The following is a 26,472-nucleotide window of genomic DNA, read 5'->3' as shown; positions in this document are numbered from 1 at the left end:
TGCGAGGCGGTGGATCAGCCGGTGAAGCCGGCCGTGAGGGAGGTGAACTGCCAGTCGCTCTGGGCGATGCCCGAGCAGGTCTCCTGCAGGCCGCCGCCGGGGCAGCCACGGTCGCGGTTCACCGACCAGAAGGCGAGGCGCGCGATGTGGTGGGAGTTGGCCCAGTTGCGGATGTCGGTCCAGTTCTGGACGGTGGTGGTCTCCTGGGTGTCGCTGATGCCGTTCATCCCCGAGATGCCGATGTGGGAGTAGGCGGTCGCGTCGTCCCAGCCGTAGACGGCCTTCAGCTTGGCCTTGAGGCCCTCGGTCGCGCTGACGGTGCTGGCGTACATGTCCGTCGAGGCGTTGCCGAAGTCGAACGGCATGATCGTGAAGACGTCGATGCCGGCGTTCAGCGCCTTGGACTGCTCGATCAGGCGGTTGCCCCAGCTGGTCGGGCCGGTGGTGGAGGTGCCGAAGGTCAGGATGGTCTTCAGGCCGGGGTTGTTCTGCTTGACGATCTTGAGCGCGCCGAGGATGCGGTCCTGGACCACGGCGTTCTCGAACTCGTCGGTGTTCTCTATGTCCACGTCGATGGCCTTGAGGCCGTACGCGCTGATGACCTGCTGGTAGGCGCCGGCCAGGGCCTCGGCGCTCGAGCAGTTGGGGCCGAGCTTATTGCCCTGCCAGCCGCCGATGGAGGGCACGATGTCGCCGCCCGCGGCGCGGATCGAGGCGATGGTGCTCTGGTCGATGCCGCCGGTCAGCGGGCGCTGACCGTCCCAGGACGCGTTGCAGCCCCCGGAGGAGAGGATGAACGCCATGGTGAACCATTTGGTGCCGGTCGCGTTCATCACGGTGGTCGGGCTCGGCGGGTTGCCCCAGCCCAGGTACAGGTACGGCGCGGCCTGCTTGAAGCCGGCCGGCGGCGTGGTCCCGGTGTCCGTGGTGACGTTGACGGTGTTCGAGGCGGCCGAGGTGTTCCCGGCGGCGTCGCGGGCCCGCACGGTGAACGCGTAGGCGGTGCTCGAGGTCAGGCCGGTGACGGTCGCGCTGGTGGTGCCCGACGTGGCGACCAACGCAGCGCCCTGGTAGACGTCGTAGCCGTTCACGCCGACGTTGTCGGTGGACGCGCTCCAGCTCAGGGACGCCGAGGTGGAGGTCTTGCCGGTGGAGGTGAGGCTGCCGGGCACGGTGGGCGCCTGGGTGTCGGCGGTGCCGCCGGGGCCGTCCAGGGTGATGTCGTCGGCGTGGTAAGTACCCTGTCCGTACCAGCCGTTGAGGTAGATCTCCGCGCTGGTCTGGGAGGCGCCGGTGGTGAAGGACACGGTCAGCTTGGTGTAGGCGGCCGCCGAGGGGGTCCAGGTGGAGGCGCCGCCGGTGACGCCGAGGTAGACGTAGCTGCCGCGGACCCAGGCGGAGAGCGTGTAGCTGGTGTTGGGCTGTACGGCGACGGTCTGGACGCACTTGGCGTTGTCGCTCGCACTGGCCGCGCCGGCCAGTGCCTTGCTCCCGCCGTGCACGGGGGAGCCGACCACGGATCCCAGCCCGCCGGAACAGGACCAGCCGGCCGTGCTGCCGGACTCGAAGTCGCCGTTCGCGAGGATGTTGGCGCCGAAGGCCGCCCCGGGGGAGGCCAGCACCGCGGCCGCGCCGAGCAGGGTCGCGCCGAGGGCGCAGGCCAGCCGTGTGCGGGTTCGGGTTCGGGTTGGGGTGCGCAAGGAAGTGCCTCCAGTGGAATGGGGGGACGGCGTGGAGCGCGAAGCGGGGCGTGCGGGCCCGCCGGGGGACGCGTGGGGACGGGCGGCGGGGGGGAGGCCCGAGGTGGGGCCGTACATCCTGGCGGGCGTGGGGAGTTGACGTCGTATCCGCTTCGAGTGCGCTTCGTGGCCGGGAACCTAATCCTCCGGAAGGACCGCCGTCAACAGGTCTGGACCAACCGATAGGTGGTTATCTCAATCGGAAGGTTTACTAACCGTGATGCTTGACAAGCCTCCCGCCGCTTCGGAAGCATGTCGCGGTGCCAGCCTCCCGCCCCCACCACGTCGCCGTCCTCGTCCTCGAAGGGGCGAAGCCCCTCGACGTCGGCATCCCCGCGCAGGTGTTCACGACCCGCGCGAGCATGCCCTACGAGGTCCGCGTGTGCGGAGCCGCCCCGGGGCTCGTGACCGGAGGTGACGGCCTGTCGTACTCCGTCGCCCACGGCCTCGAAGCCCTCGCGTGGGCCGACACCGTCTTCGTCCCCGGCTACCGGTTCCCCGACCGCGAGGACCCGCCGCGGGCCGTCGTCGAGGCACTGATCGCCGCCCACGACCGGGGCGCACGGCTCGCAGCCATCTCCACCGGAGCCTTCGCGCTCGCCGCCACGGGCCTGCTCGACGGCAAGCGCGCCACCACGCACTGGCACTACGCCCGGGCCCTCGCCGCGAAGTGGCCTCTGGTACAGGTGGACGAGAACGTCCTGTTCGTCGACGAGGGCTCGGTGCTCACCTCCGCCGGAGCCGCCTCGGGCATCGACCTGTGCCTGCACGTCCTGCGCGGCGACCTCGGGGTCGCCGCGTCGAACCACACGGCCCGCCGGCTGGTCGCGGCCCCCTACCGCAGCGGCGGCCAGGCGCAGTACGTGCAGCGCAGCGTGCCCGAGCCGCTCGGCCCGCGGTTCGCCGCCACCCGCGAGTGGGCCCTGCACCGGCTCGGCGAACCCCTCACGCTGGAGACGCTCGCCCGGCACGCGGCGGTGTCCCCGCGCACGTTCTCCCGCCGGTTCGCCGAGGACACCGGGTACACGCCGATGCAGTGGGTGATGCGCGCCCGCATCGACGTGGCCCGGGAACTGCTGGAGCGCTCGGAGCGGAGCGTGGAGCAGATCGCCGCGGACGTGGGCCTGGGCACCGGCGCGAACCTGCGGCTGCACTTCCAGCACATCCTGCGGACCACGCCGAGCGAGTACCGGCGCACTTTCGCCCGGGGCGAGTGACGGGGGACGGTCCCGAGTGACGGGGACGGCCCGGAGGCCCCGAGGCCCCCGCCCGCCCCCTCCGTGGCGCGATCCTTGCGGACCGTGGCGATCGCGCCGCTGTCGCGGGCGTCCCCGAGCGGCGAACCTGGAGTCGAACCCAAGGGACAGGGAACAGGGAGACACCATGACTCGCATCGCCATCAACGGATTCGGCCGCATCGGACGCAACGTGCTCCGCGCTCTGCTGGAACGCGACAGCAAGCTCGACGTCGTCGCCGTCAACGACCTCACCGAACCCGCCACCCTCGCGCGGCTGCTCGCCTACGACACCACCTCCGGCCGGCTCGGCCGCCCGGTCACCGTCGACGGGGACGTCCTGGTCGTCGACGGCCGCCGCATCAAGGTGCTCGCCGAGCGCGAGCCGGCCCAGCTGCCCTGGGCCGAGCTCGGTGTGGACATCGTGCTGGAGGCCACCGGCCGGTTCGCCACCGCCAAGGCCGCCCGCGCCCACATCGACGCCGGCGCCAAGAAGGTGCTCGTCAGCGCACCGGCGGACGGGGCCGACATCACCCTCGCCTTCGGGGTGAACAGCGACTCCTACGACCCGGCCCTGCACACGATCGTCTCCAACGCCTCCTGCACGACCAACGCGCTCGCTCCGCTGGCCGCCGTACTGGACGAACTCGCCGGCATCGAGCACGGGTTCATGACCACGGTGCACGCCTACACGCAGGAGCAGAACCTCCAGGACGGTCCGCACCGCGACCCCCGGCGCGCCCGCGCCGCCGCCGTGAACATCGTGCCGACCACGACGGGCGCCGCCAAGGCCATCGGCCTGGTCCTGCCGAACCTGGACGGCAAGCTCTCCGGCGACTCCATCCGCGTCCCCGTACCGGTGGGATCGATCGTCGAGCTGAACACCACCGTCGCCCGCGACGTGACCCGCGAGGACGTCCTGGCGGCCTACCGCGCCGCCGCCGAGGGACCGCTCGCCGGGGTGCTGGAGTACTCGGACGACCCGCTGGTGTCCTCCGACATCACGGGCAACCCCGCCTCCTCCATCTTCGACTCGCAGCTCACCCGCGTCGAAGGCCGCCACATCAAGGTGGTCGCCTGGTACGACAACGAGTGGGGCTTCTCGAACCGGGTCATCGACACGCTCGAACTCCTCGCCGGCAGCTGAGGCCGGACCTCAGCCCGCAGGGCGCGCCGCGGACCGGGTATCCGGTCCGCGGCGCGCCGCTTTTACCGGTCCTTCCCGGCCATGCGCAAGGCTTGAAATGGAAAATCCTTGATATCGCACTAGACTGGCAGGTTGTTTGGCGCTGGACCGGAACAACCTGGGCATCCCCGGGCTCCGCCCGGCGACCCGGAGGCTTCCGGGAACACGACGCGAGGGCCGATGGCAGCCACACCAGAGCACGGTGAAGTCACGTTGCTCGACGACGGGACCGGACTCGACGAAGGGCAGGCGCCCGACGCCGGGGAGGGACCCGGGGAGTCGGGCAAGTCCGCCCTGTTCTGTGCCGGACCCGCCGCCCCGACCCGTACCCTCGTCGACGTCTTCGAGGCCTCCGTACGCGCCCACCCCGACGAGCTCGCCCTGGACGACGGCGCCACCCGGCTGACCTATCGGGCGCTCGCCGCCGAGGTGGAGCGACGGCGGCGGGCCCTGGCGGCCGCCGGAGTGGGGCTCGGGGACCGGGTCGGCGTCCGGGTGCCGTCCGGCACCAACGAGCTGTACGCGGGCATCCTGGCCGTCCTCGCGGCGGGCGCCGCCTACGTGCCCGTGGACGCCGAGGACCCGGACGAGCGGGCCGACCTGGTCTTCGGCGAGGCCGGAGTACGGGCCGTGCTGGGCGCCGGCCAGTGCATCGAGGTCGCCGCGCCGGGCGCGGGCCCCGCTGCCGCGGGCGCCCCGGCCGCCCGGCCCGGGCCCGAACACGACGCGTGGATCATCTTCACCTCCGGCTCCACCGGCAAGCCCAAGGGCGTGGCCGTCAGCCACCGCAGCGCCGCCGCCTTCGTGGACGCCGAGGCCGCGCTGTTCCTCACCGAGGAGCCCATCGGCCCCGGCGACCGGGTCATGGCCGGACTGTCCGTGGCCTTCGACGCCTCCTGCGAGGAGATGTGGCTGGCCTGGCGCTACGGCGCCTGCCTCGTGCCCGTCCCCCGCTCACAGGTCCGCAGCGGCGCCGACCTCGGCCCCTGGCTGGCCGAGCAGGAGATCACCGTGGTCTCCACGGTGCCGACCCTGGCCGCCCTGTGGGAGCCCGAGGCCCTCAACGAGGTCCGGCTGCTGATCTTCGGCGGCGAGGCCTGCCCGCCCGAACTCACCCAGCGCCTGGTCACCGAGGGCCGCGAGGTCTGGAACACCTACGGCCCCACCGAAGCCACCGTCGTGGCCTGCGCCTCCCTGCTGACCGGCGAGGAACCGATCCGGATCGGCCTCCCGCTGAACGGCTGGGAACTGGCCGTCGTCGACGAGTCCGGCGAACCGGTGCCCATGGGCGGCAGCGGTCAGCTCGTCATCGGCGGCGTCGGCCTGGCCCGCTACCTCGACCCCGAGAAGGACGCGGAGAAGTACGCCCCGCTGGAATCCCTCGGCTGGGAGCGCGCCTACCGCAGCGGCGACCTCGTCCGCGCGGAACCGGAGGGCCTGGTCTTCCTGGGCCGCGGCGACGAGCAGATCAAGCTCGGCGGCCGGCGCATCGAGCTGGGCGAGGTGGACGCCGCCCTCCAGGCCCTGCCCGGGGTCGCCGGCGCGGCCGCCGCTGTCCGCACCGCGCGCAGCGGCAACCAGCTCCTCGTCGGCTACCTGGTCACCCAGGACGGCTGGGACCACGCGGCGGCCGTGACCCGGCTGCGCGCCGAGCTGCCCGCGGCCCTCGTACCGCTGCTCGCACCGGTCGAGGAGCTGCCCACCCGCACCTCCGGCAAGGTGGACCGGAACGCCCTGCCCTGGCCGCTCCCGGAACTGGAGACCAGCGGCCCCACCGAGCAGCTCTACGGGACCGAGGCCTGGCTCGCCGAGCAGTGGAGCGAGACCCTGGGCGTGGCCGTCACCGGCGCCGCCGACGACTTCTTCGCGATCGGCGGCAGCAGCCTCGCCGCCGCCCAGCTCACCACCCGGCTGCGCACGCGCTACCCGAGCGCGGCCGTCCTCGACATCTACCAGCAGCCCACCCTGCGCAAGCTGGCCCGGCACCTGGAGAAGTCCGCACAGGACGACGGCGCCGTCCGGACCATCGCGCCCGTGCCGCGGCGGACCGAGGTCATCCAGTCCCTGCTGCTGATCCCGCTGTTCACCCTGGTCGGCCTGCGCTGGACCGTGGCGGTGCTCGCCCTGGGCAACGTCCTGCACTGGTTCGGTGCCTACCCGTGGGCGCCCGCCGCCTCCTGGTGGCTCGTCGCCGCCGGCGCCGCACTGCTCTTCAGCCCGCCCGGCCGCCTCGCGATCGCCGCGGGCGGGGCCCGGCTGCTGCTGCGCGGGGTGAAGGCGGGACGCCACCCGCGCGGCGGAAACGTTCACCTGCGGCTGTGGACGGCCGAGCGACTGGCCGAGTACTCCGGCGCGACCTCCCTCACCGGCTCCTGGCTGGAGCGCTACGGGCGGGCCCTGGGCGCCAAGATCGGCCCCGAGGTGGACCTGCACTCGCTGCCGCCCGTCACGGGCATGCTCAAACTCGGCCGCGGCTGCGCCGTGGAGTCCGAGGTCGACCTCTCCGGCCACTGGCTGGACGGGGACCGGCTGGAGATCGGCGCCGTGAAGGTCGGCGCGGGCGCCGTGGTCGGCACCCGCAGCATCCTCTTCCCCGGCGCCCGCGTCGGAAAGCGGGCCGAGGTGGCCCCCGGCTCCGCCGTGGTCGGCCAGATCCCGACCGGCCAGCGCTGGGCCGGAGCCCCCGCCGGGAAACTCGGCAAGGCCAAGCGGAACTGGCCCAAGGAGCGCCCGCCGCGCGGTCTGCCCTGGCGCGCCGCCTACGGGGCGGCCGGCTTCTGCCTCACCTCCCTGCCCGTGCTCGCCGCCCTGCCCGCCCTCCTGGTCGCCGCCCGCTTCATGCCCGCCGACGCCGGAGCGGGCCGGGCCCTGGCCGGAGCGCTGCTCGCCGTGGTGCCGGGGGCGCTCGCCTTCGGGTTCGCGTACGCGGCCCTGATCCTGGTCTCCGTACGCCTCCTCAGCCTCGGACTGCGCACCGGCGTCCACCCGACGCACAGCAGGATCGGCTGGCAGGCCTGGACGGTCACCCAGCTGATGGACCTCTCCCGGGAAACCCTCTTCCCCCTGTACGCCGGACTGATCACACCGGTGTGGCTGCGGCTCCTCGGCATGAAGATCGGCCGGGGCGCCGAGGTGTCCACCGTGCTCGCGCTGCCGAGCCTCACCACCGTCGGCGAGGGCGCCTTCCTCGCCGACGACACCCTGACCGCCCCCTACGAGCTGGGCGGCGGCTGGCTGCGGATCGGACACTCCGAGATCGGCCGCCGGGCCTTCCTCGGCAACTCCGGCATGACCGCGCCGGGCCGCTCCGTGCCGGACGACGGGCTGGTCGGCGTCCTGTCCGCCACCCCGAAGAAGGCCAAGAAGGGCAGCTCCTACCTGGGCCTGCCGCCGGTCCGGCTCCCCAGGTCCACCGCGGACTCCGACCAGAGCCGGACGTACGATCCGCCCGCGCGGCTGCTGTGGGCGCGCGGGCTGGTGGAGCTGTGCCGGCTCGTCCCGGTCTTCTGCTCGGCCGCGCTGGCCGTACTGACCGTCGCCGCGTTCTGCGCGCTGGCCGCGGCGGACGGGCCCGGCCCGTGGGTGACCGCGGTGCTGTCGGGAGCGGTCCTGCTCGCCGCCGGGGTGGCCGCGTGCGTGGTCTCGGCGGCCGCGAAGTGGCTGCTGGTCGGCCGGCACCGGACGGGCGAGCACCCGCTGTGGAGCGGCTTCGTGTGGCGCAACGAACTGGCCGACACCTTCGTCGAGGTACTGGCCGTGCCCTGGCTGATCGGCTCGGTGCCCGGCACGCCGGTACTGTCGCTGTGGCTGCGCGCACTCGGTGCCCGGATCGGCCGGGGCGTGTGGTGCGAGAGCTACTGGCTGCCCGAGACCGACCTGGTCACCCTGGGTGACGCGGTCAGCGTGAACAGGGGCTGCGTGTTGCAGACGCACCTCTTCCACGACCGGATCTTGAGGACGGATACTGTGGTCCTCCGTGAGGGCGCCACCCTGGGCCCGGGTGGCATCGTCCTGCCCGGGAGCACGGTCGGGGCCCGCAGCACGCTGGGCCCCGCCTCCCTCGTGATGGCCGGGGAATCCGTTCCCGCCGACACCCGCTGGCTGGGCAACCCGATCGAGGCGTGGCGGCCTTGAAGAGCGGGTCGGGACGTCCGGAACCGGGCGTCCGGGCCCAGCGGCACCAGCACGTCGTACGAGCACAACGCAGGGAGCGGAAGCGGCAGTGAACGGCCAGAAGACAGCGGCATCGGACCCGTACTTTCCGGCCAACGGCGACCCCCGTTACCGCGTGCACCGGTACGAACTCGCTCTGGAGTACCGCCCCGGCCCCAACCGGCTCGCCGGCACGGCCCGGCTCAGCGCGATCGCCGGGCGGGCGCCGCTCACCGAGTTCCACCTCAACCTGGCCGAGTTCAAAATAGGCCGCGTCCTGGTGAACGGCCGGGCCCCGCACTACAGCCACCGCGGCGGCAAACTCCGGATCCGGCCCCCCAAGCCGCTGCCCGCCGGCGCCGCCTTCACCGTCGAGGTGCACTGGGCGGGCAACCCCACCCCGGTGCGCAGCCCCTGGGGCGGGCTCGGCTGGGAGGAACTGACCGACGGCGCGCTCGTGGCGAGCCAGCCCGTCGGCGCACCCTCCTGGTACCCGTGCAACGACCGGCCCGCGGACAAGGCCTCGTACCAGATCTCGGTCAACACCCCCTCCGCCTACACCGTCGTGGCCGGAGGCAGGCTGCTCACGCGGACGACCCGGGCCTCCACCACCACGTGGGTGTACGAGCAGCCCGCGCCGACCTCCACGTACCTGGTCGGCCTGTCCATCGGCATGTACCAGACGGTGCTGCTCGGCGACCCCGGGCTCGGCGGGGTCCCGCAGAGCGCCCACGTACCGGCGCACCTGCTGCCGGGCTTCTCCCGGGACTTCGCGCGGCAGCCCGCCATGATGCAGCTGTTCGAGGAGCTGTTCGGCCCCTATCCCTTCGGCGAGTACGCGGTCGTCGTCGCCGACGAGGAACTGGACGTGCCGGTGGAGGCCCAGGGGCTCTCCCTGTTCGGCGCCAACCACGTGGACGGCGTACGCGGCTCCGAGCGGCTCATCGCCCACGAGCTCGCGCACCAGTGGTTCGGCAACAGCGTGACCATCGCCGACTGGCGGCACATCTGGCTCAACGAGGGCTTCGCGAAGTACGCGGAATGGCTCTGGTCGGAACGCTCCGGCGGCCGCACCGCGCACGAACTGGCGGCCGCCGCACACCGCTTGCTGTCCGGGCAGCCGCAGGACCTCCTGCTGGCCGACCCGGGACGCAAGCTGATGTTCGACGACCGCCTCTACCAGCGGGGCGGCTTGGCCGTGCACGCGATCCGCTGCGCACTGGGGGACGGCCCGTTCTTCCGCATGCTGCGGGAGTGGGCCACCGTGCACCGCCACGGCGTGGTCACCACGGCGGGCTTCACCGCGCACGCGTCCCGCTACGCGCTCGAACCGCTGGACGAGCTCTTCACGGCCTGGCTCTCCGAGCCGGCCCTCCCGCCGCTGCCTTCGCCGGCCGGGGCGCTCTAGAGCCATCCCTTCTTCTTGACGAAGACGAAGGTGCCCAGCGATGCGGCGAGGACGGTGCCGAGGAGCACCGGCAGGGCGAAGAAGTTGTCGAAGCCGTACTCGTTGAGGTGCTCGAAGTTGGCGCCCGGGATCGCGGCGAAGGTGGACGGAATGACGAACATGAGCGTCAGCGCCGTCAGCTTGCGGTTCTCGACGGTGGACTTGACCTGATCCTCGGTCAGGGCGTTCAGACGGTCCATGTCCTTGTTGAAATCGCGGAGTTCGTCGCGGATCTCGTGCAGTACGGCGAGGGTCTGGGCCTGCTCCTCGGCGGCCGCGGTGGTGGGGGTGGTCGTGGCGGCGTCGATGGCGGTGTTGAAGGTCATGACAGTGCTTCTTTCTGGAATGGGGTCCGCGGACATGGCTGTGCGCGGACAGGGCAGAGCGGCCGTGGGACGCCCTGGGAAAGGGTGAGGGGTGGGAGCCCGGAGCATGGCGGACGAGCCCGCCGCAAGGGCTGGGCGCGCCGGTTGCCGGAACGGGCCGGAGAAGGATGCGACGGCTGGGCGGAGAGCGCCCGGGGGCCGTCGGGGGACGGAGAGAGAGCTCTGGCTACGCGGAGGTGCGGCTCAGAGCGCGGGCTCGCCGCCACCCACGCCGGCGCCGAGGCCATCACGGAGCTCGAAGAGCTGTGCGCGCAGGGGGAGCGGGCCGTCGCCGCGGACGACGTGGACGCGGCGGTCAGGGCGAACGCCCGGCTCCACGCGAAGATCATGGAGCTCGCGGGCAACGCCGTCCTCGCCGAGCTGGCCGCACAGGTGGACCGGCGCGTCCGCTGGTACTACACGCCCGTCGCCCGGCAGCGGGGCCGCCAGTCCTGGGTCGAGCACCGCGAGCTGATCGCGGCGATCGCGGACGGCGACGGACAGGCCGCGACGGCGATCATGCGCGCGCACACGGAGCACACCCGCAAGACGTACCACGAGCGGGCGAAGTAGCCCGGCGGCCGGGCGGCAGGCCAACCACCCTGCGGGGTGCGGCTGTTCCGTCCCGCTGAGGCCTGCTGCTCACGGTGCCTCGGAATCGGCCCAGAGCAGCGGGTACCTCTCCCTTCCCGTCCGGTCGACCCACTGGAGCCGCTCCCGCACGACCGCGCGCCGGCTCTCCGGGACCCGCTCCGCCAGCCTGCCCAGCAGGTCGCGCATCCTGCGCAGGGCCATCGGGGAATCGGCGGCGGAGAAGAGCAGGTCGTCGACGGCCGTTCGCACGTACCGCTCCCAGTCCGGCACCGGGATCGTCACCCGCAGCCGGCCGCTCCCGTCGGCGAACCGGCCGATGCCCAGATCGCGGCCGGAGAGCCGCGTCAGCAGGTCCTCGAGGCGGTCCAGGCTCTCCGCCGCCGTGGCCGGGTCGTTGATCGCGGGGGAGAGCGCCCGCAGCGCGATGTCGGCGAGCAGCCGGAAGGGCAGGTCGGGATCCTGATCGAAGGTGCGCTCCACTCCGGCCTCCAGATGGCCGCGCAGAACCTCCTCGGGCAGCTCGCCGCCGGTCACCCCGGCGAGCGTCATGCCCTGCGACACGGTCGCTCCCGGGGCGACGAGGAAGGTGAGGGAGCAGTCGTGCCGCTCGGCCAGGGCGACCAGTGCGCGCACGTCGATCCGCTGCACCACCACGGCCGGTCCGGACCACCGGACGGCGCTGGTGGGGGCCTGCGGGGGCGGTGGGTCCGTGGCCGTGGCCGTCCCGGGATCGTAGGGCCGGACGTACAGCTCATCGAACAGCCGGTGCGCGCGCGTGGCGATCGCGGTCAGGGAATGGCCGAGCTGGATCGAGAGGAACGCTCTCGTCTGCAGCGTCCGCATGAAGCTGAGCGCGACCAGGGTGAGCACCATCGCGGTCCCCGGAACGAGGGTCGAGACGGCCGTCCTGCGGGCACCGATGGCCAGTCCGGAGACGATGCTGAAGACGAACACGCCGACGGTGAAGGCGAAGGTGCGCCACACGATGGGGTCGTCCCGGAAGAGGCCGAGGCGCGGAGTGAAGGTGCTGGCGGAGAACTGGATCACCAGGAACAGCATCGAGTAGATGATGCTCACCAGACTGATGACACCGAACCCGAGGGTGAACAGGAGCGTCACCACCGGCCCGGCATCCACCTCGGGTCCCAGCGAGAGCCTGGGAAGGGCCACCCCCAGGGCCGCCCCGATGACCGCGCAGACGAGCTGCGCCAGATCCCTGCGCACCGCGCGCGAGGGGCGGGGGAGCATCGCGCCCCGCCCGCGGCGGCTTTCCCGGGTGCGCAGCCGTGCGGGGTCGTCGGCCGAGCCGGACATCCAGCCTCCTCCAGGTCCCGGTGAACCCACCCCTCCGCTGAGGATGCAACCACGGGAGCCGCGGGAGAGGGTGGCGGCGCGCGACGGAAACGGCCCACGGCCGTACACCTCGTGTCAACGGGGCTGCCGCACGGTGGATCCCGGCCGCCGGATAGGTTCTCGGCATGATCACGGCCCGAGCCGCATCCGGCGCGCAGCGGGCCCGCCGTCCGGCGGGCGCGCTGCGACTGCTGTGGCTGGCCGCCCTGCTGTTCGCGTTCCTCTCCACGCACGTCGCCCGCGGTGCGGTCCCGGTGGCCCACCTGGATGCCGTCGGGCTCGACGGCGCCGCCGGTCCTCACGGCGACGGGACACCGGGCGGGCACGGCGATGACGGCGGGCACGGCGACGGCAGCGGCAGCGGGCCCGGTGATGATCGCGGGCGCGGGCACCCCGCCGAGGTGTGCGTCTCCGGGCACCCGCAGCAGGGTGCGGAGCTGCCCGCGCCGTCGCCGGTTCCCCTCGGGGACCTGTCTCCTGCCGTCGGTGCGATGCGTACGGCCCTGTGGGAGCGGACCGCTCCGTCCGGCCTCCCTCCCCTGCGCAGTGTTCTCGGCTCGGTGGTGCACCGGGTATAGGTCCGGGCCGTTCGCCCCGATCCGACCCGATCTCATCGAAGACCCGGTCCGCCCCTCGTAGCCGGCCGGGCGATGAGCCGTGCACGCGGCACCAAAGGAACTCGCACGTGACTTCGCCCCAACTCCTCGGCACCCGGACCGCGGACGCTTCACCCGGCGCTCCCGCCACGGGACGCGCCGCCCGGCGCAAGCGCCACGCAAGCCCGGCGCGGACCCGGTCCCTGGCCGCCCGGTACCTCGGCTACGTCGGCTACTTCGTCGGCGCCGGCCTCATCAGCGGCGCCGTCGTCCACCACCCGCTCGATCCCGACCGCTACACCCGCATCGCCGCGTACGGCGCCCTCGTCTTCCTCGCCGCGACCGTCCTCAACGAGTTCGTGCTCACCAGGGAGCGTCCGGGGCTGCCCCGCCTGCTGCTGGTGATGGGCGCTTCGCTGCTGTTGTCCTTCGGCATCGGCATGCTCAGCGGCGGCCTCCAGCACTTCGACGACTTCCCCGCCCGCGGCGCCGTTCTCGTTCCCACCGGACTGGTCGTCTCGTTCGTCGCCTACGTGATCAAGGACGCCGACACCCCGGCGCCCCGGGTCTTCGGCCCCGTCGGCCTGGCCGTTCTCGTCACCGCGGCTCTCGCCTTCCTCGGTCTGCGGGAAGTCGCCGCCTCCATGGAGAACGCCCCCGGTGGCGGCCACAGTCACGGCGGGGCGCAAGAGCCCGCCGAGGACGGCCACGCTCCTGCCGCCACCCCGGAGCATCCGGCGGCGCCCGCCCCCGGAGCCCCGTCCACGGCGAAGCCCGCTCCCGCGAAGCCGACTCCGTCGAAGTCGGCGGCGCCGCACACCGACGGCCACGCCCACTGAGCGACGGGGAGGGGCGGGGTCGCCCGCCCCTCCCCGTGCGGGCCCCGGCCCGGGTTTGGTTCCGGACGCACCCACTCCGGATGCACCCCTTATGCCCGCCTTTGCCTGGCGATCGCATGGTGAGACGGGCTGGCGGGGCCCCGAACGACGACTTAGGTTCGCCTTACCTAAGCCCCTTCTTGCCGTACGGAAGAAATCAGCCATGCGAAGATCGCCCGGATACCTCCGCCACCCCGTCGTGCACAAGGTGGCGAGCTGAACCGTGGCCCTCTCCGTCGATGCGCAGATCACCACGGCCGTCCCGCCGGCCGACCGGTCCACGGCCGGAAAGCAGCCGACCCCCGTATGGGTCCTCGGAGCGCTCGGGCTCTTCGCCACCGCCGCCCTGACCGGTGCGTGCTGGGTGTCCGGCCACGTCCACGCGGACCCGACGCTTCAGGCCACCGCCCGCTTCCTCCACCTGGCAGCCATGGTCGTGGGCCTGGGCGCCGTACTGGCCGTCGACTGGTTCGCCATCCTGTGGCTGCTCGGACGCCGCCGCCTGGCCGACATCCTGGACACCGCCGCCACGCTGCAGGTTCCGATCTGGGGCGGCCTCGCGGGTCTCCTCGTCACGGGCCTCTTCCTGAGCCCGAACATGGAATCGACGCTCACCCTGACCAAGATCGCTCTGGTTCTGGTCATCACCCTGAACGGTCTCTACGCGCACTGGCTCGGGCAGCGCCTGGAGCGCTACCGGGACACCGGCGTCCCCGTCCGCTTCCTCGTCCAGTCGGGTCTGGCCGCCACCGTCAGTCAGACCGGCTGGTGGGGCGCCTGCGTCATCGGATACATCAACAGCCGGTCCTGAACGACGCCCGCCCGCCCGGAAGCGGCGAGGGCGTCCTCAGACGTCCCGGCGCCGTACGACCGTCACGGCCGTGATCACCGAGACGAGCGCCCAGCCCGCGAGCGCGATCCAGGAGCCCGTGACCGTGCCCGGGTGGGCGCCCAGGGAGGTGGAGGCCTCCGGGTTCAGGGCCAGCCGGGCCTGGGCGGCGAGCGGCAGGTGGTTGCCGATCTCCTTCAGGAACCTGTACCGATCGCCGCCGAAGAGCAGGGGCAGGAGGAAGAGCAGGCCCACGACCGCGACGATCGAGGCCGTGGCGTGACGCAGGACGGCCCCGAACGCCATGCCGGTCAGCGCGCACACCGGGACGACCAGCGCGTAGGCCACGACGGCCCGCAGACAGCCGGGGTCGTCGATCGAGAGCCCGACGTGCCGGGAGGACAGCATCGCGTTGACCGTGAAGAACGAGGTCACGGAGACCACGACGCCGAGCAGGAGCGAGGTCGCGGCGACCAGGACCACCTTGGCCTTGATCACCGCGCGCCGGTCGGGAACGGCGGCGAAGGTGGTGCGGATCATCCCGGTCGCGTATTCGCCGAAGACGGTGATGGCCCCGAACGCGGCCGCGGCCAGGGCCATGACGTCGGCGGCGATGCTGCTCAGTCCGTGGAACAACGGGTCGTACAGATAGGGGGGTTCGCCGGGAACCGGGGGATGCGACTGGTCGATGTACGGCAGGTCGGAGTGGACGCCGTTCACGTTGATCGCGATCGCGACGACGGCACTGAGGGCGAGCAACCAGTAGGTCGACCTGAGCGACCGCATCTTGATCCACTCGGCGGCGAGCAGGTCGGTGAAGGCGGCCGCCGCGGGCGGCACCGTCCGCTCGAACGGCACGGTGCCGGACGGAGCCGGTGCGCTCGGTGTGGTCGGTGTGCTCGGTGTGATCATCGGGGGTCTCCTGCGGGGTATTCGACGCTGTCGGTGGTGAGGAAGAGGAACACCGACTCCAGGGACGAGGCGTCCGTGGCCAGTTCGTGCAGCACGATGCGGTGCCGGTGGGCGAGCTCGCCGATCCGGGCCGCGGTCAGACCGGTGACGCGGACGGCCGGGCCGCCCTCCCTGCGCACCGACCCGCCCTCGCCGACCAGTACGGCCTCCAGGGCCGCCGGGTCGGGGGTGTGGACCCTCACGCCCCGGGAGGCGTGCCGCGCCGAGAACTCCGCGAGGCTCTCGTCGGCGATCAGCCGGCCCCGGCCGATGACGACGATCCGGTCGGCGGTGTGCTCCATCTCGGCCATCATGTGGCTCGAGACGAGCAGGGTGCGGCCCTCGGACGCCAGCCGCCGGAACAGGCCGCGCACCCACAGCACGCCCTCGGGATCCAGGCCGTTCAGGGGCTCGTCGAACAGCAGCACCGGCGGATCGCCGAGCAGGGCGCCCGCGATGCCGAGGCGCTGCTTCATGCCGAGTGAGTAGCCGCCGATCCGGCGGGCCGCCGCCTTCGTCAGCCCGACCTCACGCAGGACCTCGTCCACCCGGGACAGGGGGATGCCGTTGCCGCGGGCCAGGGCGGACAGGTGGGCCCGCGCGCTCCGTCCGCCGTGCACGTCCTGGGCGTCCAGCAGCGCGCCGACGTGGCGCAGCCCCCGCGGGCGGTGGGCGAAGGGGACCCCGTCCACCGTGACGCTCCCGCCGGTCGGCGCGTTCAGGCCCAGGATCATGCGCAGGGTGGTGGATTTCCCCGCGCCGTTGGGGCCGAGGAAGCCCGTCACCCGGCCCGGTTCCACGGTGAAGGTCAGGTCGTCGACGGCGACGGTGTCGCCGTACCGCTTGGTCAGCCGAGTCGATTCGATCACGGGCTCCACGCTGCCGGTACGGGGACCGCCCGTGCGTCGGCCGGGGGTTCACACCACCGGCCCCGCCGGTAGCCCGGGGGACTAGGTCCGCGGGCCAATGCCCCGGCGGACGGCCGCGGTTACGATCGGGCGATGACCGCAGCTCCTCGTCCATTCCTGCTCAGACGCGTGCCACCGGGTGCGTGGGTGGGTGCCTTCTGGGTGACCCTCATCCTCGTGCGCATGCTGCAACGGCCGGACGAGCTGCGTCACTTGATCCAGTACGACGGCAACATCGAGGATGCGCCGCTGCTGGCCACCGCCGCCGTCACGACCCTGGGCGCGCTGCTGCTCTTCCGGGCACCGCTGGCAGCCGTGGCCGTCGCGCTCGCCGGCACCGTGTTCTCGATCGGAATGGCCGTGCGGGAGACGACCTTCGTCCTGTTCCTGCTGGCCGACGCGGCCGTGGGCTACACCGCCGCGACCCGCTCCCGGCGGCTCTCCGTGCCCGCCGCCGGGCTCTGCGTCGCCACCCTGGCGGGCTACTCGGTCTGGCAGCTGGCCCGCGGCACCTTCTTCAACGCCTCGGCGCCGGCCGGGCTCGCGTCGACCGTCGCCATCGCCTGGCTGATCGGCAACACGATCCGTCAGAACCGGGCCCACGCGGACACGGTGCGCGCCCAGGCCACACGTCAGGCGATCACCGCCGAGCGGCTGCGGATCGCCCGGGAACTGCACGACATGGTCGCCCACAGCATCGGCATCATCACCATCCAGGCCGGCGTGGGCAGCCGCGTCATGGACACCCAGCCCGCCGAGACGCGCAAGGCCCTCGAAGCCATCGAGGCCACCGGCCGGGAGACCCTCTCCGGCCTGCGGCGGATGCTCGGCGCGCTGCGCAAGGGCGAGGAGGAGCAGGCGCCGCTGGATCCGGTCCCCGGCCTCGCCGCCCTCGGCGACCTCGTCGGGCGCAGCGCGTCCGCCGGTGTCCGGGTCTACGTCCGCTGGCGCGGGGAGCGGTGCGAACTGCCCCCGGACGTGGACCTGGCGGCCTTCCGCATCGTCCAGGAGGCGGTCACCAACGTGGTGCGGCACTCCGGCACCCGGGACTGCACGGTGACCGTCGACTACCGCCACGGCGAGCTGGCCGTCGACGTGGTCGACCGCGGCCACGGCCGCGCCGGAGCCCCCGGGGGCTCCGGATACGGCATCGTCGGCATGCGGGAGCGGGTCGGTCTGCTGCACGGAGAGTTCAGCGCCGGGCCGTTGCCGGACGGCGGCTTCCGCGTGGCGGCCCTGCTCCCGATACCGGTGGAGGCCGCCCGATGATCCGGGTGGTACTGGTCGACGACCAGCCGCTGATCCGTACGGGCCTGCGCGTCCTCATCGCCGACACCCCCGACCTGGAGGTGGTCGGCGAAGCCGGGAACGGCGCCGAAGCCGTGGAACTGGTGGCGCGGCTACGGCCGGACGTCGCCATCATGGACATCCGGATGCCCGGCACCGACGGCATCGAGGCCACCCGCGGGATCAAGGCGGAGGCCTCGTCGACGGGGGCGGCGACCCGCGTCCTGATCCTCACCACCTTCGACGACGACGAGTACGTCTACGGTGCGCTCCGCGCCGGGGCGAGCGGCTTCCTCGTCAAGGACATGCCCCTGGAGTCGATCCTCGACGGAGTCCGGATCGTCGCCGCCGGGGACGCCCTCATCGCGCCCAGCGTCACCCGCCGCCTCATCGAGGAGTTCGCGGCGCGCCCCGATCCCGATCCCGAACCCGCCCCCGCGCGCCGGACGGCCGTCGGCGGCATCACCGACCGGGAGCGCGAGGTCCTGACCCTCGTGGGCCGGGGTCTGTCGAACGCCGAGATCGCCGCGGAACTCACCATCAGCGTGGCCACCGCCAAGGCCCACCTCGCGCGGCTCTTCACCAAACTCGACGCGCGCGACCGGGTCCACCTCGTGATCCTCGCCTACGAGTTCGGCCTGGTCGCGCCCCCGGCATGAGCGGCTCTGGCTGAAACATGCCGGTCCGACAGGAAGGATGCTGCCCCGCGGACTTGGACGCGGGTCCGGGGGCGGCGGGGCGCTTTCCGCCGGTGGAAGGGCCGGGGATCAGGACTTCGGCACGGTGTTCACGTAGGTGGTTCCGGCGTTGTAGAAGCCGTCGACGGCTTTCTGGACATTCGCCTGGGAAACGGCCTCGCCGGCCTTGTAGTAGAACCAGTTGACCTTCATGTTCCACGTACGTGTACCGCCGGTGAAGGGAAGGTCGATGAACCAGTTGCTGAAATGCATGTCCATCTTCTCGCGCGGAACGTATTTGCCGGAACTGGTGAACAGATCCTTGCCGTCCAGTGAATAGGTGACCTTTCCGTTCAGGAAGGTGACCATCATGATGTGCCAGCCCTCGAGGCGCCGCTTCTTGAGCGCGTGGGTGACCCGGTCCGGCGGATCGGCCTTGAACCAGCTCGTGGTGTCGAGCTGCGGACCCACCGAACCCCAGCCGCCGTTCGGCAGGTACTCGTAGTCGAGCTCGCTGTAGTTCGCCGAGGAGTCCGACGCCGATATCGGGAAGAAGGTCTCGACGACGTGGTCGCCGTTGCGGCCGGCGGCGGGCTTGTCGGTCAGGTGGACCCGGGCGGCGAAGGTACCCGTGAAGAGCGGGGTGCCGGTGGTCTGCACCTCGACCTGCCGCGTGCCCTGCTCGGTGCCGTCGGTGGAGGACTGCAGCTGCAGGGTCTTGCCCCCCTGGGCCGTCGTGTCGGAGGGGAAGCTCGCACCGGCGGAGGACCAGGTGTCCTTGATCCCCGGGCCGCCGCCCCCGTACGGATCTCCCAGCCGTTGGCGCCGAGCGAGGGGTCGTCGGCACCGCTGTACTGGAAGCCGTCGAACAGGGTTCCCGGCGGTCCGGACGGCGTCGGCGAGGTGCTGGGGGCGGGCGTGGACGCGGCGGGTCCGCCGACGGGGCCGCCGCCGGAGCAGGCGGCGAGCACGCACAGGAGGGCGGGCAGCGTGAGCGCGGTCCACGCGCGGCGACGAGTGGTGCGGCGGGGCTGACTCACACGGGCTCCTTGGGGCGCAGAGGCGGTACCTGGACACGCCCTTGAACGAGGATCAACGGATCAACGGATCAATTGCTGATCACGCGAGAGGTCATCCTAAGGTTCGCGGCGGCCTCTCTTTTCCCCGGTCGTATACGCGCTGATCATTGTCCGGCAACCGCGCATACAGGCCTACTTGCCGGTACTGCCAATTGGTATTCCAATCCGATTACGGCACCGGAGCAGATCGCGCCGAAAGCGCAGATCGGGCCCAAGTCGGTTTGGTCCGGTGCACTAGCGTTCGCCCTGCCATCCCACGGTCTACGTACCCTGCAATGAAAGGCCCCGCAAGGTGCGCTCAGTCAATGGTTCCCCTGATCGCGGATCGGCGTACCCGGTGCAGCCTGAAATGTCCGGGTCGAGCTTCGAGGATCCCGCTCCGGGACCGGTTTTCGTCGACCAGTCGGGTCTGCGCGGCCGTCTGCTGCGGGGGCTCGGATGGCCGGTTTCCGTAGTCGGCGCGGTCCTGGCGGTCGCCATGGGCGGCAGCCTGATCGGCGTGCAGGCGGACGCCCCGGCGATGGGGATCCCCGCGCAGCCCTCGCGGCAGCCCGCGGCGCTGCCTTCGGCCGTACCCTCGCCGTCACCCACCTCGCAGTCGGCGTCGTCCCGGACCTCTTCGCCCCGGCCGGGCGCATCGGCCACATCGTCCGCACCGGCCGCCCCGGCCGCGCCGTCGGTGAAGCCCGGGACGAAGCCCTCCGCCACCTCGTCGAAGCCGGTGCTCACCCCACCGAAGCCGTCGGCCGCTCCGTCGAAGTCCTCGCCGGCCAAACCGAAACCCCCGGCCGCCAAACCGAAGCCCACGGCCACCGGGCCCAGGCCCATGGCCGACACACCGGATGCCCCGGCCACCGTGCCGCCCGGGGCACGTCCTTCGGACCGGCCCGTCAACACCCCCTGATCTTCCGCGCCACCCATCTCCAGGAGCGTCATTGTCCCGCCATCAGCGCCGCCGGCAGTCCCTGCGCAGGCCGCGCCGACTGGCCGCGCCGCCGCTGCGCTTCTTCATGCCGCTGTCGCTGCTGGCATGCCTGCTCGCGCTTCTCGTCCTGCGCGGCCTCGCCACCAACGAGGCCTTCCACGACGACCGGATCGCGATCTCGGTCGACAAGACGACCGTGCCGACCGAACTGCTCAAGGGTGGTCCGGTCATCGACGCGCGCGGCAGCAGGAACGAGAAGCCGGTCAGCTACCACATCCCCGACCGCACCGCGGTACTGAGCTTCGACGACGGTCCCTCACCGCAGTGGACTCCGAAGATCCTGGACGTGCTCGCGGCCCATGACGTCCGTGCGGACTTCTTCGTGACCGGCGCCATGACCACCCGCAACCCGGAGCTGATCCGGCAGATCGTCGCGGACGGCCACGAACTCGGCGTCCACACCTTCACCCACCCCGACCTGGTGTACCAGTCCAAGACCCGGATCAGCTGGGAGCTGGCGCAGACGCAGCTCGCCCTGGCCGGTGTGGCCGGCGTCCACAGCGCACTGTTCCGCCCGCCGTACTCCTCCGACGCCACGGCGATGGACGACTGGAACTACCCGGTGATCAAGTACGTGGGCGCACGCGGCTACCTCACCGCGTTCATCGACCGGGACACCGATGACTGGAAGCGTCCCGGAGTCGAGGAGATCGTCAAGGCGGCCATGCCGTCCAGGCCCGGTGCGGGCGCGCTGATCCTGCTGCACGACGCGGGTGGCGACCGTACCCAGACCATCGCCGCGCTCGAGCAGATCATCGTCAAGCTGCAGGCCGAGGGCTACCGCTTCACCACCATCTCCGAAGCCCTCGGCGCCTCCGGCGCCACCGTGCCGGTGACCGGGTACCAGCTGTGGGCGGGCAAGGGCTACATCTGGGCCACCCAGGTGGCGGTGCACACCTTGCCGGTACTGGTCGGGCTGCTGGCCCTCGTCGGCTTCCTCAACTTCGGCCGGTTCGGGCTGATGCTCGTCCTCGCGCCGATCCACGCCCGCCGCGCCAAGCGGCGCGACGCCTGGGGACCGCCCGTCACCCAGGCGGTCACCGTGCTGGTGCCCGCGTACAACGAGCGCGAGTGCATAGCCAACACCCTCAACTCCCTGGCCGTCAGCGATCATCCGATCGAGGTGATCGTCATCGACGACGGTTCCTCGGACGGCACCGCGGACATCGTCGAGGCGATGAACCTGCCGTTCGTCCGGCTGATCCGCCAGGCCAACGGCGGCAAGTCCAGCGCCCGCAACACCGGTATCGCGGCCGCCTCGCACGAGATCATCGTGATGATGGACGGCGACACCGTCTTCGAACCGTCCACCGTGCGCGAGCTGGTCCAGCCCTTCGGCGACGAGGCGATCGGCGCGGTCTCGGGCAACGCCAAGGTCGGCAACCGCGACAGCCTGATCGGCGCCTGGCAGCACATCGAGTACGTCCTCGGCCACAACCTGGACCGCCGGATGTACGACATGCTGAACGTCATCCAGACCATCCCCGGCGCGGTCGGAGCCTTCCACAAGGAGGCCCTGCGGCGGGTCGGCGGGATGAGCGAGGACACCCTCGCCGAGGACACCGACATCACCATCGCGGTGCTCTGCGACGGCTGGCGGATCGTCTACGCCGAGCACGCCCGCGCCTGGACCGAGGCACCCGTCAGCCTCCAGCAGCTCTGGTCCCAGCGGTACCGCTGGAGCTACGGCAGCATGCAGGCGATGTGGAAGCACCGCCACGCGGTGACCTCCCGCGGCCCGGCCGGGCGCTTCGGCCGGCTCGGGTTGCCGCTCGTCGTGCTCTTCGGCGTGATCGCCCCGCTGCTGGCGCCGCTGGTCGACCTGTTCCTGCTGTACGGCGTGTTCTTCGGGGACGCGGGCATCACCCTCAGCAGCTGGGGCGGCTTCATCCTGCTCCAGGCCGCACTGTCCTGGTACGCCTTCCATCTCGACGGCGAGAAGCCCTGGTACCTGATCAGCCTGCCGATCCAGCAACTGGTCTACCGGCAGCTGATGTACATCGTCCTGCTGCAGTCCGCGATCACGGCGATGACCGGGGGCCGCCTGCGCTGGCAGAAGCTCCGGCGCACCGGTGAGGTCGCCGTACCCGTGGAGGTCCGACCGTGACCGCGTACACCGACCCCGGGCGCACCCAGGACACCGTCCAGCTGAGGGTCCTCGCCTTTCCGTACCAGGGGCAGGGACCGTGGCCGGAGGCGCAGACGGAGCCAGAGCCAGAGCCGGATTCGTCTCCGGATCCGGGGTCACCCGCCCCGCGCAAGGGCGGCCGGGACCGCTATCTCGACCTCCTGCGCGCGCTCGCGCTGGTGCGCGTGATGCTCTACCACAACTTCGGCTGGTTCTGGCTGCCCCTCGTCTTCCCGTCGATGGGCGTGATGTTCGCGCTGGCCGGCTCGCTGATGGTCCGCTCGCTCAGCCGCCCCGCCCTCGGCGTGATCCGCGGCCGACTGCGCCGGCTGCTGCCGCCGATGTGGCTGTTCGGCGCCGTCCTGCTCACCCTCCAGATCCTCGACGGCTGGGGCCCCGACTCCGAAGGCCACCCCACCTGGTGGTGGACCAAGCTGGGCTTCTGGATCCTGCCGCTGAGCACGCCGCCGTACGCGGAGGGCCTGCCCGGCTTCGGCCTGGTGGAACCGACGTGGGCCCTGCAGATCACCGTCCCGCTCTGGTACCTCCGGGCCTACCTGTGGTTCGTGCTGCTCTCTCCGCTGATGCTCCGGGCGCTGCGACGGCTTCCGGTGGTGACGCTGTCCGGCCCCCTGGCGGCGCTGATCGTCATGAACACCCTCTTCGCCGACCAGGAGTTCGTCTACGGCCGGGTCTGGGAGAGCGCCAACGACTTCGCCATGTTCGGCTCCTGCTGGATCCTCGGCATGGCCCACCAGGAGGGGCTGCTCAAGAAGATCCCGCAGTACGTCCTGCCGTCCGTCGCGCCGCTGGTCATGGTGGCCGGGCTCTGGTACCTGCAGACCCGCCCGGTCGACCCGACCGTACCGACCGAAATCGAGGCCTGGCCGATCGCCCAGGCCCTGTGGTCCCTCGGCTTCGTAGCCATCCTGCTCCACATCAGCCCGTCCTGGGAGCAGTGGCCCAGGGCGCTGGAGCGGTGGAACGGCCTGGTCAGCCTGCTCAACTCCCGCGCCGTCAGCGTCTACCTGTGGCACCAGGCGGCGCTCGCGGTCGCGATCCCGCTGATCGACCCCCTCTGGAGCGTCCCCTTCTTCTACGAGCACCTCCAGTGGCTGCTGACCAGCCAGTGGTTCACGCTGCTGGTGGCGATCCCGCTGGTCGGTCTGCTGGTGCTGACCTTCGGCTGGGTCGAGGACGTGGCCGCCAGACGCGCGCCGCGGCTCCTGCCGTACCCGCGCCGTCAGCGCGGCAGGCGCCGGGCCGCCGACTGAGGGAGCCCGCCCGTCACCCGGTACCGGCCGGCCCGGATCGCGTCGGCTCAGCCCGGATCACGTCCGCTCAGCCCGATCGCCCGGTCCAGCAGCGGGGCGTCGTCCGGGACGGGGACGACGGGACCGAAGATGCCCCCGCCGCCGCCTTCCTCCTCCACCGTTGCCTGGAGGAAGGCGTACGAGGCGTGCAGGGCGGCCTGTTCGGGTGCGTACTCCTGGCCGGTGGAGCGCGCCAGGTCCCAGCCGTGAACGACCAGTTCGTTGACGGCCACCAGACCCGCGACCTCGCCCGGCAGGTCCACGCCGCCCGCACGGGTCATGCCGGTCCAGGCGTCCGGATCCCTCCAGGCTTCGGCGAGCTCGCCGAGGACCCGGGGCAGCTCCTCCCGCCAGCCGGCGGGAAGGTCGGGTACGGCCGCGCCGGGGGCCGTGTCCGTCGTGGGGCCCAGGTTCTTGCGGGCGGCGTCGCGAAAGGCGACGGCCAGGTGCGTGATGTGGCCCAGCACGTCGCGGACCGCGTACTCGGGGCAGGGCGTCGGGCCGGCGAGCCGGTCGTCCGGGACGCCCGCCGCGAGCCGGGCCACGATCCCGCACTGCGGTCCGAGGTCGAGCATCGTGGAATCGGTCATCTGCCGCTCCTTCGGGGTCAGGGGGCACAGCCCGGCGCGGGAGGGGAGCGAACGAATGGACGGACGAACCCCTCCCACGCCTCGGATCAGGGGCAGCTGATGCGGGTGTCGCCGGGGTCGGTGGTGCAGGTGTCGGTGCCCATGCCGCCGTTGGCGGTGTCGTTGGCGCCCACGCCGTCGGTGGTGGTCAGGCGGTCGTTGCCGTAGTAGCCGGTGAGGACGTCGTTGCCCGGGCCGCCGTTCAGGGTGTCGTCGCCGAAGCCTCCGTCGATGTTGTCGTTGCCCGGGCCACCGTGGACGGTGTCGTTGCCGTAGCTCGCGCTGACGGTGTCATTGCCGCTGAGGCCGCAGATGACGTCGTTGGAGTAGCCGCCGTTCAGGGTGTCCGTACCGCTGGTGCCGATGATCGTGCAGCCGCGGGAGTTGTTCACCGAGGTCGACGCGCCCGCACTGTTGTTGGCCGCGTTCGGGTCCTGGGTCGAGGCGGTGACGGAGGCGCTGTTCGTCAGGGTGCCCGTGGCGCGCGGCTCGGCCGTCACCGTGACCGTGGCGCTCGCACCCGGTGCGAGGCTGCCCAGGGCGCAGTTCGCCCCGGTCGCCGTGGTCGTGCAGGTGCCTTGGGAGGGGACGGCCGACAGGAGGGTGCCGCCCGCTCCCGAGAGGGAGTCGGTGAGGGTCACGCCCGTCGCGGTCACGGTGGACGTCGCGGCGCTGGAGACCCGTACGGTGTACGAGGCCTGGTCGCCGATGCTCACGGTCGGCGTACCGGTGTGCGTCACCGACAGGTCGGCGGCCGGGGGCGGAGGCGGAGTGCCGCCGCCGCCTTCGTAGCGGGCGATGCCGAAGGCCCCGAGCCCGGCCAGGCCCGCGGCCACGGTCTTCCCGTCGGGCTGTACGAGCAGGCCGCGGATCTCCTCCCCGCCCAGCATGCCGGTGTACACGCGGCCGTCGCCGCCGCCGAAGCCGGTGTCCAGGACACCGCTCGGCAGGTAGCGGGCGAGGGCGAAGTCGGAGGCCTCCTGGCTGTCCGGGTCGTCGGCCGTGCCGCCGACGAGGATCTTCCCGTCCTGCTGGAGCGCCATGTCGTACGCCACCGCCGTGCTGAGGGGCCAGACGGTGGTGACCTTGCCGCCGGTGCCGAAGGCCGGGTCGGGACCGCCGCCCGCGGTGAACCGGGCCAGTGCGAAACCGGTGTTGGTCGATCCGGCGACGACGACCGCCCCGTCGGACCGGACCGCCACGGCCCGGCCGAAGTCCGTGCCGCCGAAGTCCGCGGTGGCCATGCCGTCACCGCTGAAGGACGTGTCGAGGCTGCCGTTGGACAGGTAGCGGGCCACGCCGAAGTCGAAGGCGGTGCTGCCCACGTAGCCGACGGCCACGAACCGGCCGTCCGGCTGCAGCGCCAGGCCGGTGGCCTGGCCGCCGGCGTCCCCGCGGAAGGCGGGAGCGAAGCCCGCCACCACCGTGCCGTCCCCGCCGAAGGCCGGGTCGGGGCTGCCGTTCGGGTTGAGGCGGGCCAGGGCGAAGCCCGCCCCGCCGCTGAGGCCGACCGCGAGGATCTTTCCGTCCGGCTGGACGACCAGGTCGGCGGCCCCCGAGGCGCTGCCGAAGTCGTCGACGCGCACGAGACCGGCCGAGCCGAAGCCCTGGTCGAGCGAGCCGTCGGTGTTGTAGCGGGCGACGGAGAAGAAGCAGCAGCCGCCGCCCTCGTCCGGGACCTCCGTACGGCCGGCGACCACGATCTTCCCGTCGGCGGGCTGCACGGCCACCGCCTCGGCCTGGTCGTCACCCCCGAAGTCACTGGTCACCCGGCCGTCGCCACCACCGAAGGCGGTGTCGACACTGCCGTTGGCGTTGTACCGGATCAGCGCCATGTCGAAGGGGACGCCGGGCCCCGAGACGTGGCCGGCCACGACCAGCTTGCCGTCGCCCTGCCGGGCCACGTCCAGCCCCTCGGCGTAGTCCCACGGACCGCCGTCGTCGGGGAAGTACGTCTGGACCTTGCCGGAGCCGGCGAAGGCGGGGTCCAGGTCCCCCGGAGCCGCCAGCGCGGTGCCGGGCAGAGCGAGCACCAGCGCCAGGGCGGCAGCCGCCGCGGCTGCCACCACCTTGCCGCCCCGCCCTCCGGGCCGGACGGGGCGGTGGTGCTCCTCATCTGGTCTGGGGTATGAGCTGATCAT

General features: G+C 72.2%; 20 protein-coding genes and 1 pseudogene. 12 read left to right on the top strand and 9 right to left on the bottom strand.

What is annotated here, in order from left to right; translation table 11 throughout:
* Positions 1–14: 14 nt before the first annotated feature.
* The gene (locus OG435_RS07645) at positions 15–1,700 is read right to left on the bottom strand and encodes a carbohydrate binding domain-containing protein (RefSeq protein WP_430625597.1); all 1,686 of its coding nucleotides are present in this window, start codon (positions 1,698–1,700) and stop codon (positions 15–17) included.
* Between the two features lie 299 nt (positions 1,701–1,999).
* Between OG435_RS07645 and OG435_RS07640 the strand changes: the two genes are divergently transcribed.
* The 4 genes from OG435_RS07640 (at position 2,000) to OG435_RS07625 (ending at position 9,720) form a co-directional block, all read left to right on the top strand.
* Positions 2,000–2,956, top strand: coding sequence for a GlxA family transcriptional regulator (locus OG435_RS07640; RefSeq protein ID WP_266876064.1), 957 nt, complete (start codon positions 2,000–2,002; stop codon positions 2,954–2,956).
* A 166-nt stretch (positions 2,957–3,122) separates the two neighbouring features.
* Positions 3,123–4,121 carry a type I glyceraldehyde-3-phosphate dehydrogenase gene (gap, locus tag OG435_RS07635; protein ID WP_266876063.1) on the top strand — a complete coding sequence of 333 codons (999 nt, stop codon included), beginning with the start codon at positions 3,123–3,125 and terminating at the stop codon, positions 4,119–4,121.
* Between the two features lie 219 nt (positions 4,122–4,340).
* Positions 4,341–8,294, top strand: coding sequence for a Pls/PosA family non-ribosomal peptide synthetase (locus OG435_RS07630; protein WP_266876062.1), 3,954 nt, complete (start codon positions 4,341–4,343; stop codon positions 8,292–8,294).
* An 88-nt stretch (positions 8,295–8,382) separates the two neighbouring features.
* Positions 8,383–9,720, top strand: coding sequence for a M1 family metallopeptidase (locus tag OG435_RS07625; protein WP_266876061.1), 1,338 nt, complete (start codon positions 8,383–8,385; stop codon positions 9,718–9,720).
* Here OG435_RS07625 and OG435_RS07620 read toward each other — a convergent pair.
* Positions 9,717–10,085, bottom strand: a complete 369-nt coding sequence (locus OG435_RS07620) for a hypothetical protein (RefSeq protein WP_266876060.1) — start codon at positions 10,083–10,085, stop codon at positions 9,717–9,719. The genes OG435_RS07625 and OG435_RS07620 overlap by 4 nt on opposite strands.
* A gap of 255 nt (positions 10,086–10,340) precedes the next feature.
* Between OG435_RS07620 and OG435_RS07615 the strand changes: the two are divergent.
* Positions 10,341–10,697 (top strand): annotated as a pseudogene (locus OG435_RS07615) (FCD domain-containing protein); the annotation flags it as partial.
* A gap of 69 nt (positions 10,698–10,766) precedes the next feature.
* Here the strand turns inward: OG435_RS07615 and OG435_RS07610 are convergent.
* A complete protein-coding gene (locus tag OG435_RS07610) occupies positions 10,767–12,032 on the bottom strand; it encodes a DUF2254 family protein (protein ID WP_266876059.1) in 1,266 nt (421 codons plus the stop codon).
* Between the two features lie 164 nt (positions 12,033–12,196).
* On the opposite strand from OG435_RS07610, the gene OG435_RS07605 reads away from it, so the two are divergent.
* From OG435_RS07605 to OG435_RS07595, 3 genes are all read left to right on the top strand, one after another.
* On the top strand, positions 12,197–12,649 hold the full coding sequence (locus OG435_RS07605) for a hypothetical protein (RefSeq protein WP_266876058.1): 453 nt from the start codon (positions 12,197–12,199) through the stop codon (positions 12,647–12,649).
* 107 nt (positions 12,650–12,756) lie between these two features.
* Positions 12,757–13,506, top strand: a complete 750-nt coding sequence (locus OG435_RS07600) for a hypothetical protein (RefSeq protein WP_266876057.1) — start codon at positions 12,757–12,759, stop codon at positions 13,504–13,506.
* Between the two features lie 262 nt (positions 13,507–13,768).
* Positions 13,769–14,356, top strand: a complete 588-nt coding sequence (locus tag OG435_RS07595) for a hypothetical protein (RefSeq protein ID WP_266876056.1) — start codon at positions 13,769–13,771, stop codon at positions 14,354–14,356.
* 36 nt (positions 14,357–14,392) lie between these two features.
* Here the strand turns inward: OG435_RS07595 and OG435_RS07590 are convergent, their stop codons facing one another.
* Positions 14,393–15,286, bottom strand: coding sequence for an ABC transporter permease (locus OG435_RS07590; RefSeq protein WP_266876055.1), 894 nt, complete (start codon positions 15,284–15,286; stop codon positions 14,393–14,395).
* The gene (locus OG435_RS07585; RefSeq protein WP_266876054.1) at positions 15,283–16,194 is read right to left on the bottom strand and encodes an ABC transporter ATP-binding protein; all 912 of its coding nucleotides are present in this window, start codon (positions 16,192–16,194) and stop codon (positions 15,283–15,285) included. The genes OG435_RS07590 and OG435_RS07585 overlap by 4 nt, the downstream gene beginning before the upstream one ends.
* A 222-nt stretch (positions 16,195–16,416) precedes the next feature.
* Here OG435_RS07585 and OG435_RS07580 point away from each other — a divergent pair, with 222 nt between their 5' ends.
* Together OG435_RS07580 and OG435_RS07575 are read left to right on the top strand one after the other, a co-directional pair.
* Positions 16,417–17,502, top strand: a complete 1,086-nt coding sequence (locus tag OG435_RS07580) for a sensor histidine kinase (protein WP_266876053.1) — start codon at positions 16,417–16,419, stop codon at positions 17,500–17,502.
* Entirely contained in the window at positions 17,499–18,179 is a 681-nt protein-coding gene (locus OG435_RS07575) for a response regulator (RefSeq protein WP_266876052.1), read from the top strand. Before OG435_RS07580 ends, OG435_RS07575 begins: the two co-directional genes overlap by 4 nt.
* A 108-nt stretch (positions 18,180–18,287) precedes the next feature.
* Here the strand turns inward: OG435_RS07575 and OG435_RS07570 are convergent, their stop codons facing one another.
* Together OG435_RS07570 and OG435_RS07565 are read right to left on the bottom strand one after the other, a co-directional pair.
* On the bottom strand, positions 18,288–19,172 hold the full coding sequence (locus OG435_RS07570; RefSeq protein ID WP_266876051.1) for a glycoside hydrolase family 16 protein: 885 nt from the start codon (positions 19,170–19,172) through the stop codon (positions 18,288–18,290).
* Positions 19,173–19,537: 365 nt separating this feature from the next.
* Positions 19,538–20,212: a hypothetical protein gene (locus OG435_RS07565; RefSeq protein WP_266876050.1), complete on the bottom strand. Its 675-nt coding sequence runs from the start codon at positions 20,210–20,212 to the stop codon at positions 19,538–19,540.
* Between the two features lie 74 nt (positions 20,213–20,286).
* Here OG435_RS07565 and OG435_RS07560 point away from each other — a divergent pair, with 74 nt between their 5' ends.
* Positions 20,287–22,368 (top strand): bifunctional polysaccharide deacetylase/glycosyltransferase family 2 protein, encoded by a 2,082-nt coding sequence (locus OG435_RS07560; protein WP_266881563.1) that lies wholly within the window; start codon positions 20,287–20,289, stop codon positions 22,366–22,368.
* Entirely contained in the window at positions 22,365–23,663 is a 1,299-nt protein-coding gene (locus OG435_RS07555) for an acyltransferase family protein (RefSeq protein WP_266876049.1), read from the top strand. The genes OG435_RS07560 and OG435_RS07555 overlap by 4 nt, the downstream gene beginning before the upstream one ends.
* A 47-nt stretch (positions 23,664–23,710) precedes the next feature.
* On the opposite strand, the gene OG435_RS07550 is transcribed toward OG435_RS07555, so the two are convergent.
* Both OG435_RS07550 and OG435_RS07545 read right to left on the bottom strand, forming a co-directional pair.
* Positions 23,711–24,292, bottom strand: coding sequence for a TIGR03086 family metal-binding protein (locus tag OG435_RS07550; protein WP_266876048.1), 582 nt, complete (start codon positions 24,290–24,292; stop codon positions 23,711–23,713).
* A gap of 86 nt (positions 24,293–24,378) precedes the next feature.
* Complete coding sequence (locus OG435_RS07545; protein ID WP_266876047.1) at positions 24,379–26,472, bottom strand: calcium-binding protein; 2,094 nt, start codon at positions 26,470–26,472, stop codon at positions 24,379–24,381.

The sequence above is a fragment of the Streptomyces sp. NBC_01264 genome, assembly GCF_026340675.1.
Taxonomy (GTDB): domain Bacteria; phylum Actinomycetota; class Actinomycetes; order Streptomycetales; family Streptomycetaceae; genus Streptomyces.
Note: the sequence above shows the minus strand (reverse complement) of the source record. Positions and strands in the feature narration are given on the sequence as shown.

What these genes read in the sequence shown, in the direction of transcription:
- gap (WP_266876063.1), top strand. Translation starts at nt 3,123, where the DNA reads ATGACTCGCATCGCCATCAACGGATTCGGCCGCATCGGACGCAACGTG.
- OG435_RS07605 (WP_266876058.1), top strand. Translation starts at nt 12,197, where the DNA reads ATGATCACGGCCCGAGCCGCATCCGGCGCGCAGCGGGCCCGCCGTCCG.
- OG435_RS07630 (WP_266876062.1), top strand. Translation starts at nt 4,341, where the DNA reads ATGGCAGCCACACCAGAGCACGGTGAAGTCACGTTGCTCGACGACGGG.
- OG435_RS07580 (WP_266876053.1), top strand. Translation starts at nt 16,417, where the DNA reads ATGCTGCAACGGCCGGACGAGCTGCGTCACTTGATCCAGTACGACGGC.
- OG435_RS07590 (WP_266876055.1), bottom strand. Translation starts at nt 15,286, where the DNA reads ATGATCACACCGAGCACACCGACCACACCGAGCGCACCGGCTCCGTCC.
- OG435_RS07550 (WP_266876048.1), bottom strand. Translation starts at nt 24,292, where the DNA reads ATGACCGATTCCACGATGCTCGACCTCGGACCGCAGTGCGGGATCGTG.
- OG435_RS07560 (WP_266881563.1), top strand. Translation starts at nt 20,287, where the DNA reads ATGCCGCTGTCGCTGCTGGCATGCCTGCTCGCGCTTCTCGTCCTGCGC.
- OG435_RS07610 (WP_266876059.1), bottom strand. Translation starts at nt 12,032, where the DNA reads ATGTCCGGCTCGGCCGACGACCCCGCACGGCTGCGCACCCGGGAAAGC.
- OG435_RS07565 (WP_266876050.1), bottom strand. Translation starts at nt 20,212, where the DNA reads ATGACGCTCCTGGAGATGGGTGGCGCGGAAGATCAGGGGGTGTTGACG.
- OG435_RS07620 (WP_266876060.1), bottom strand. Translation starts at nt 10,085, where the DNA reads ATGACCTTCAACACCGCCATCGACGCCGCCACGACCACCCCCACCACC.
- OG435_RS07575 (WP_266876052.1), top strand. Translation starts at nt 17,499, where the DNA reads ATGATCCGGGTGGTACTGGTCGACGACCAGCCGCTGATCCGTACGGGC.
- OG435_RS07545 (WP_266876047.1), bottom strand. Translation starts at nt 26,472, where the DNA reads ATGATCAGCTCATACCCCAGACCAGATGAGGAGCACCACCGCCCCGTC.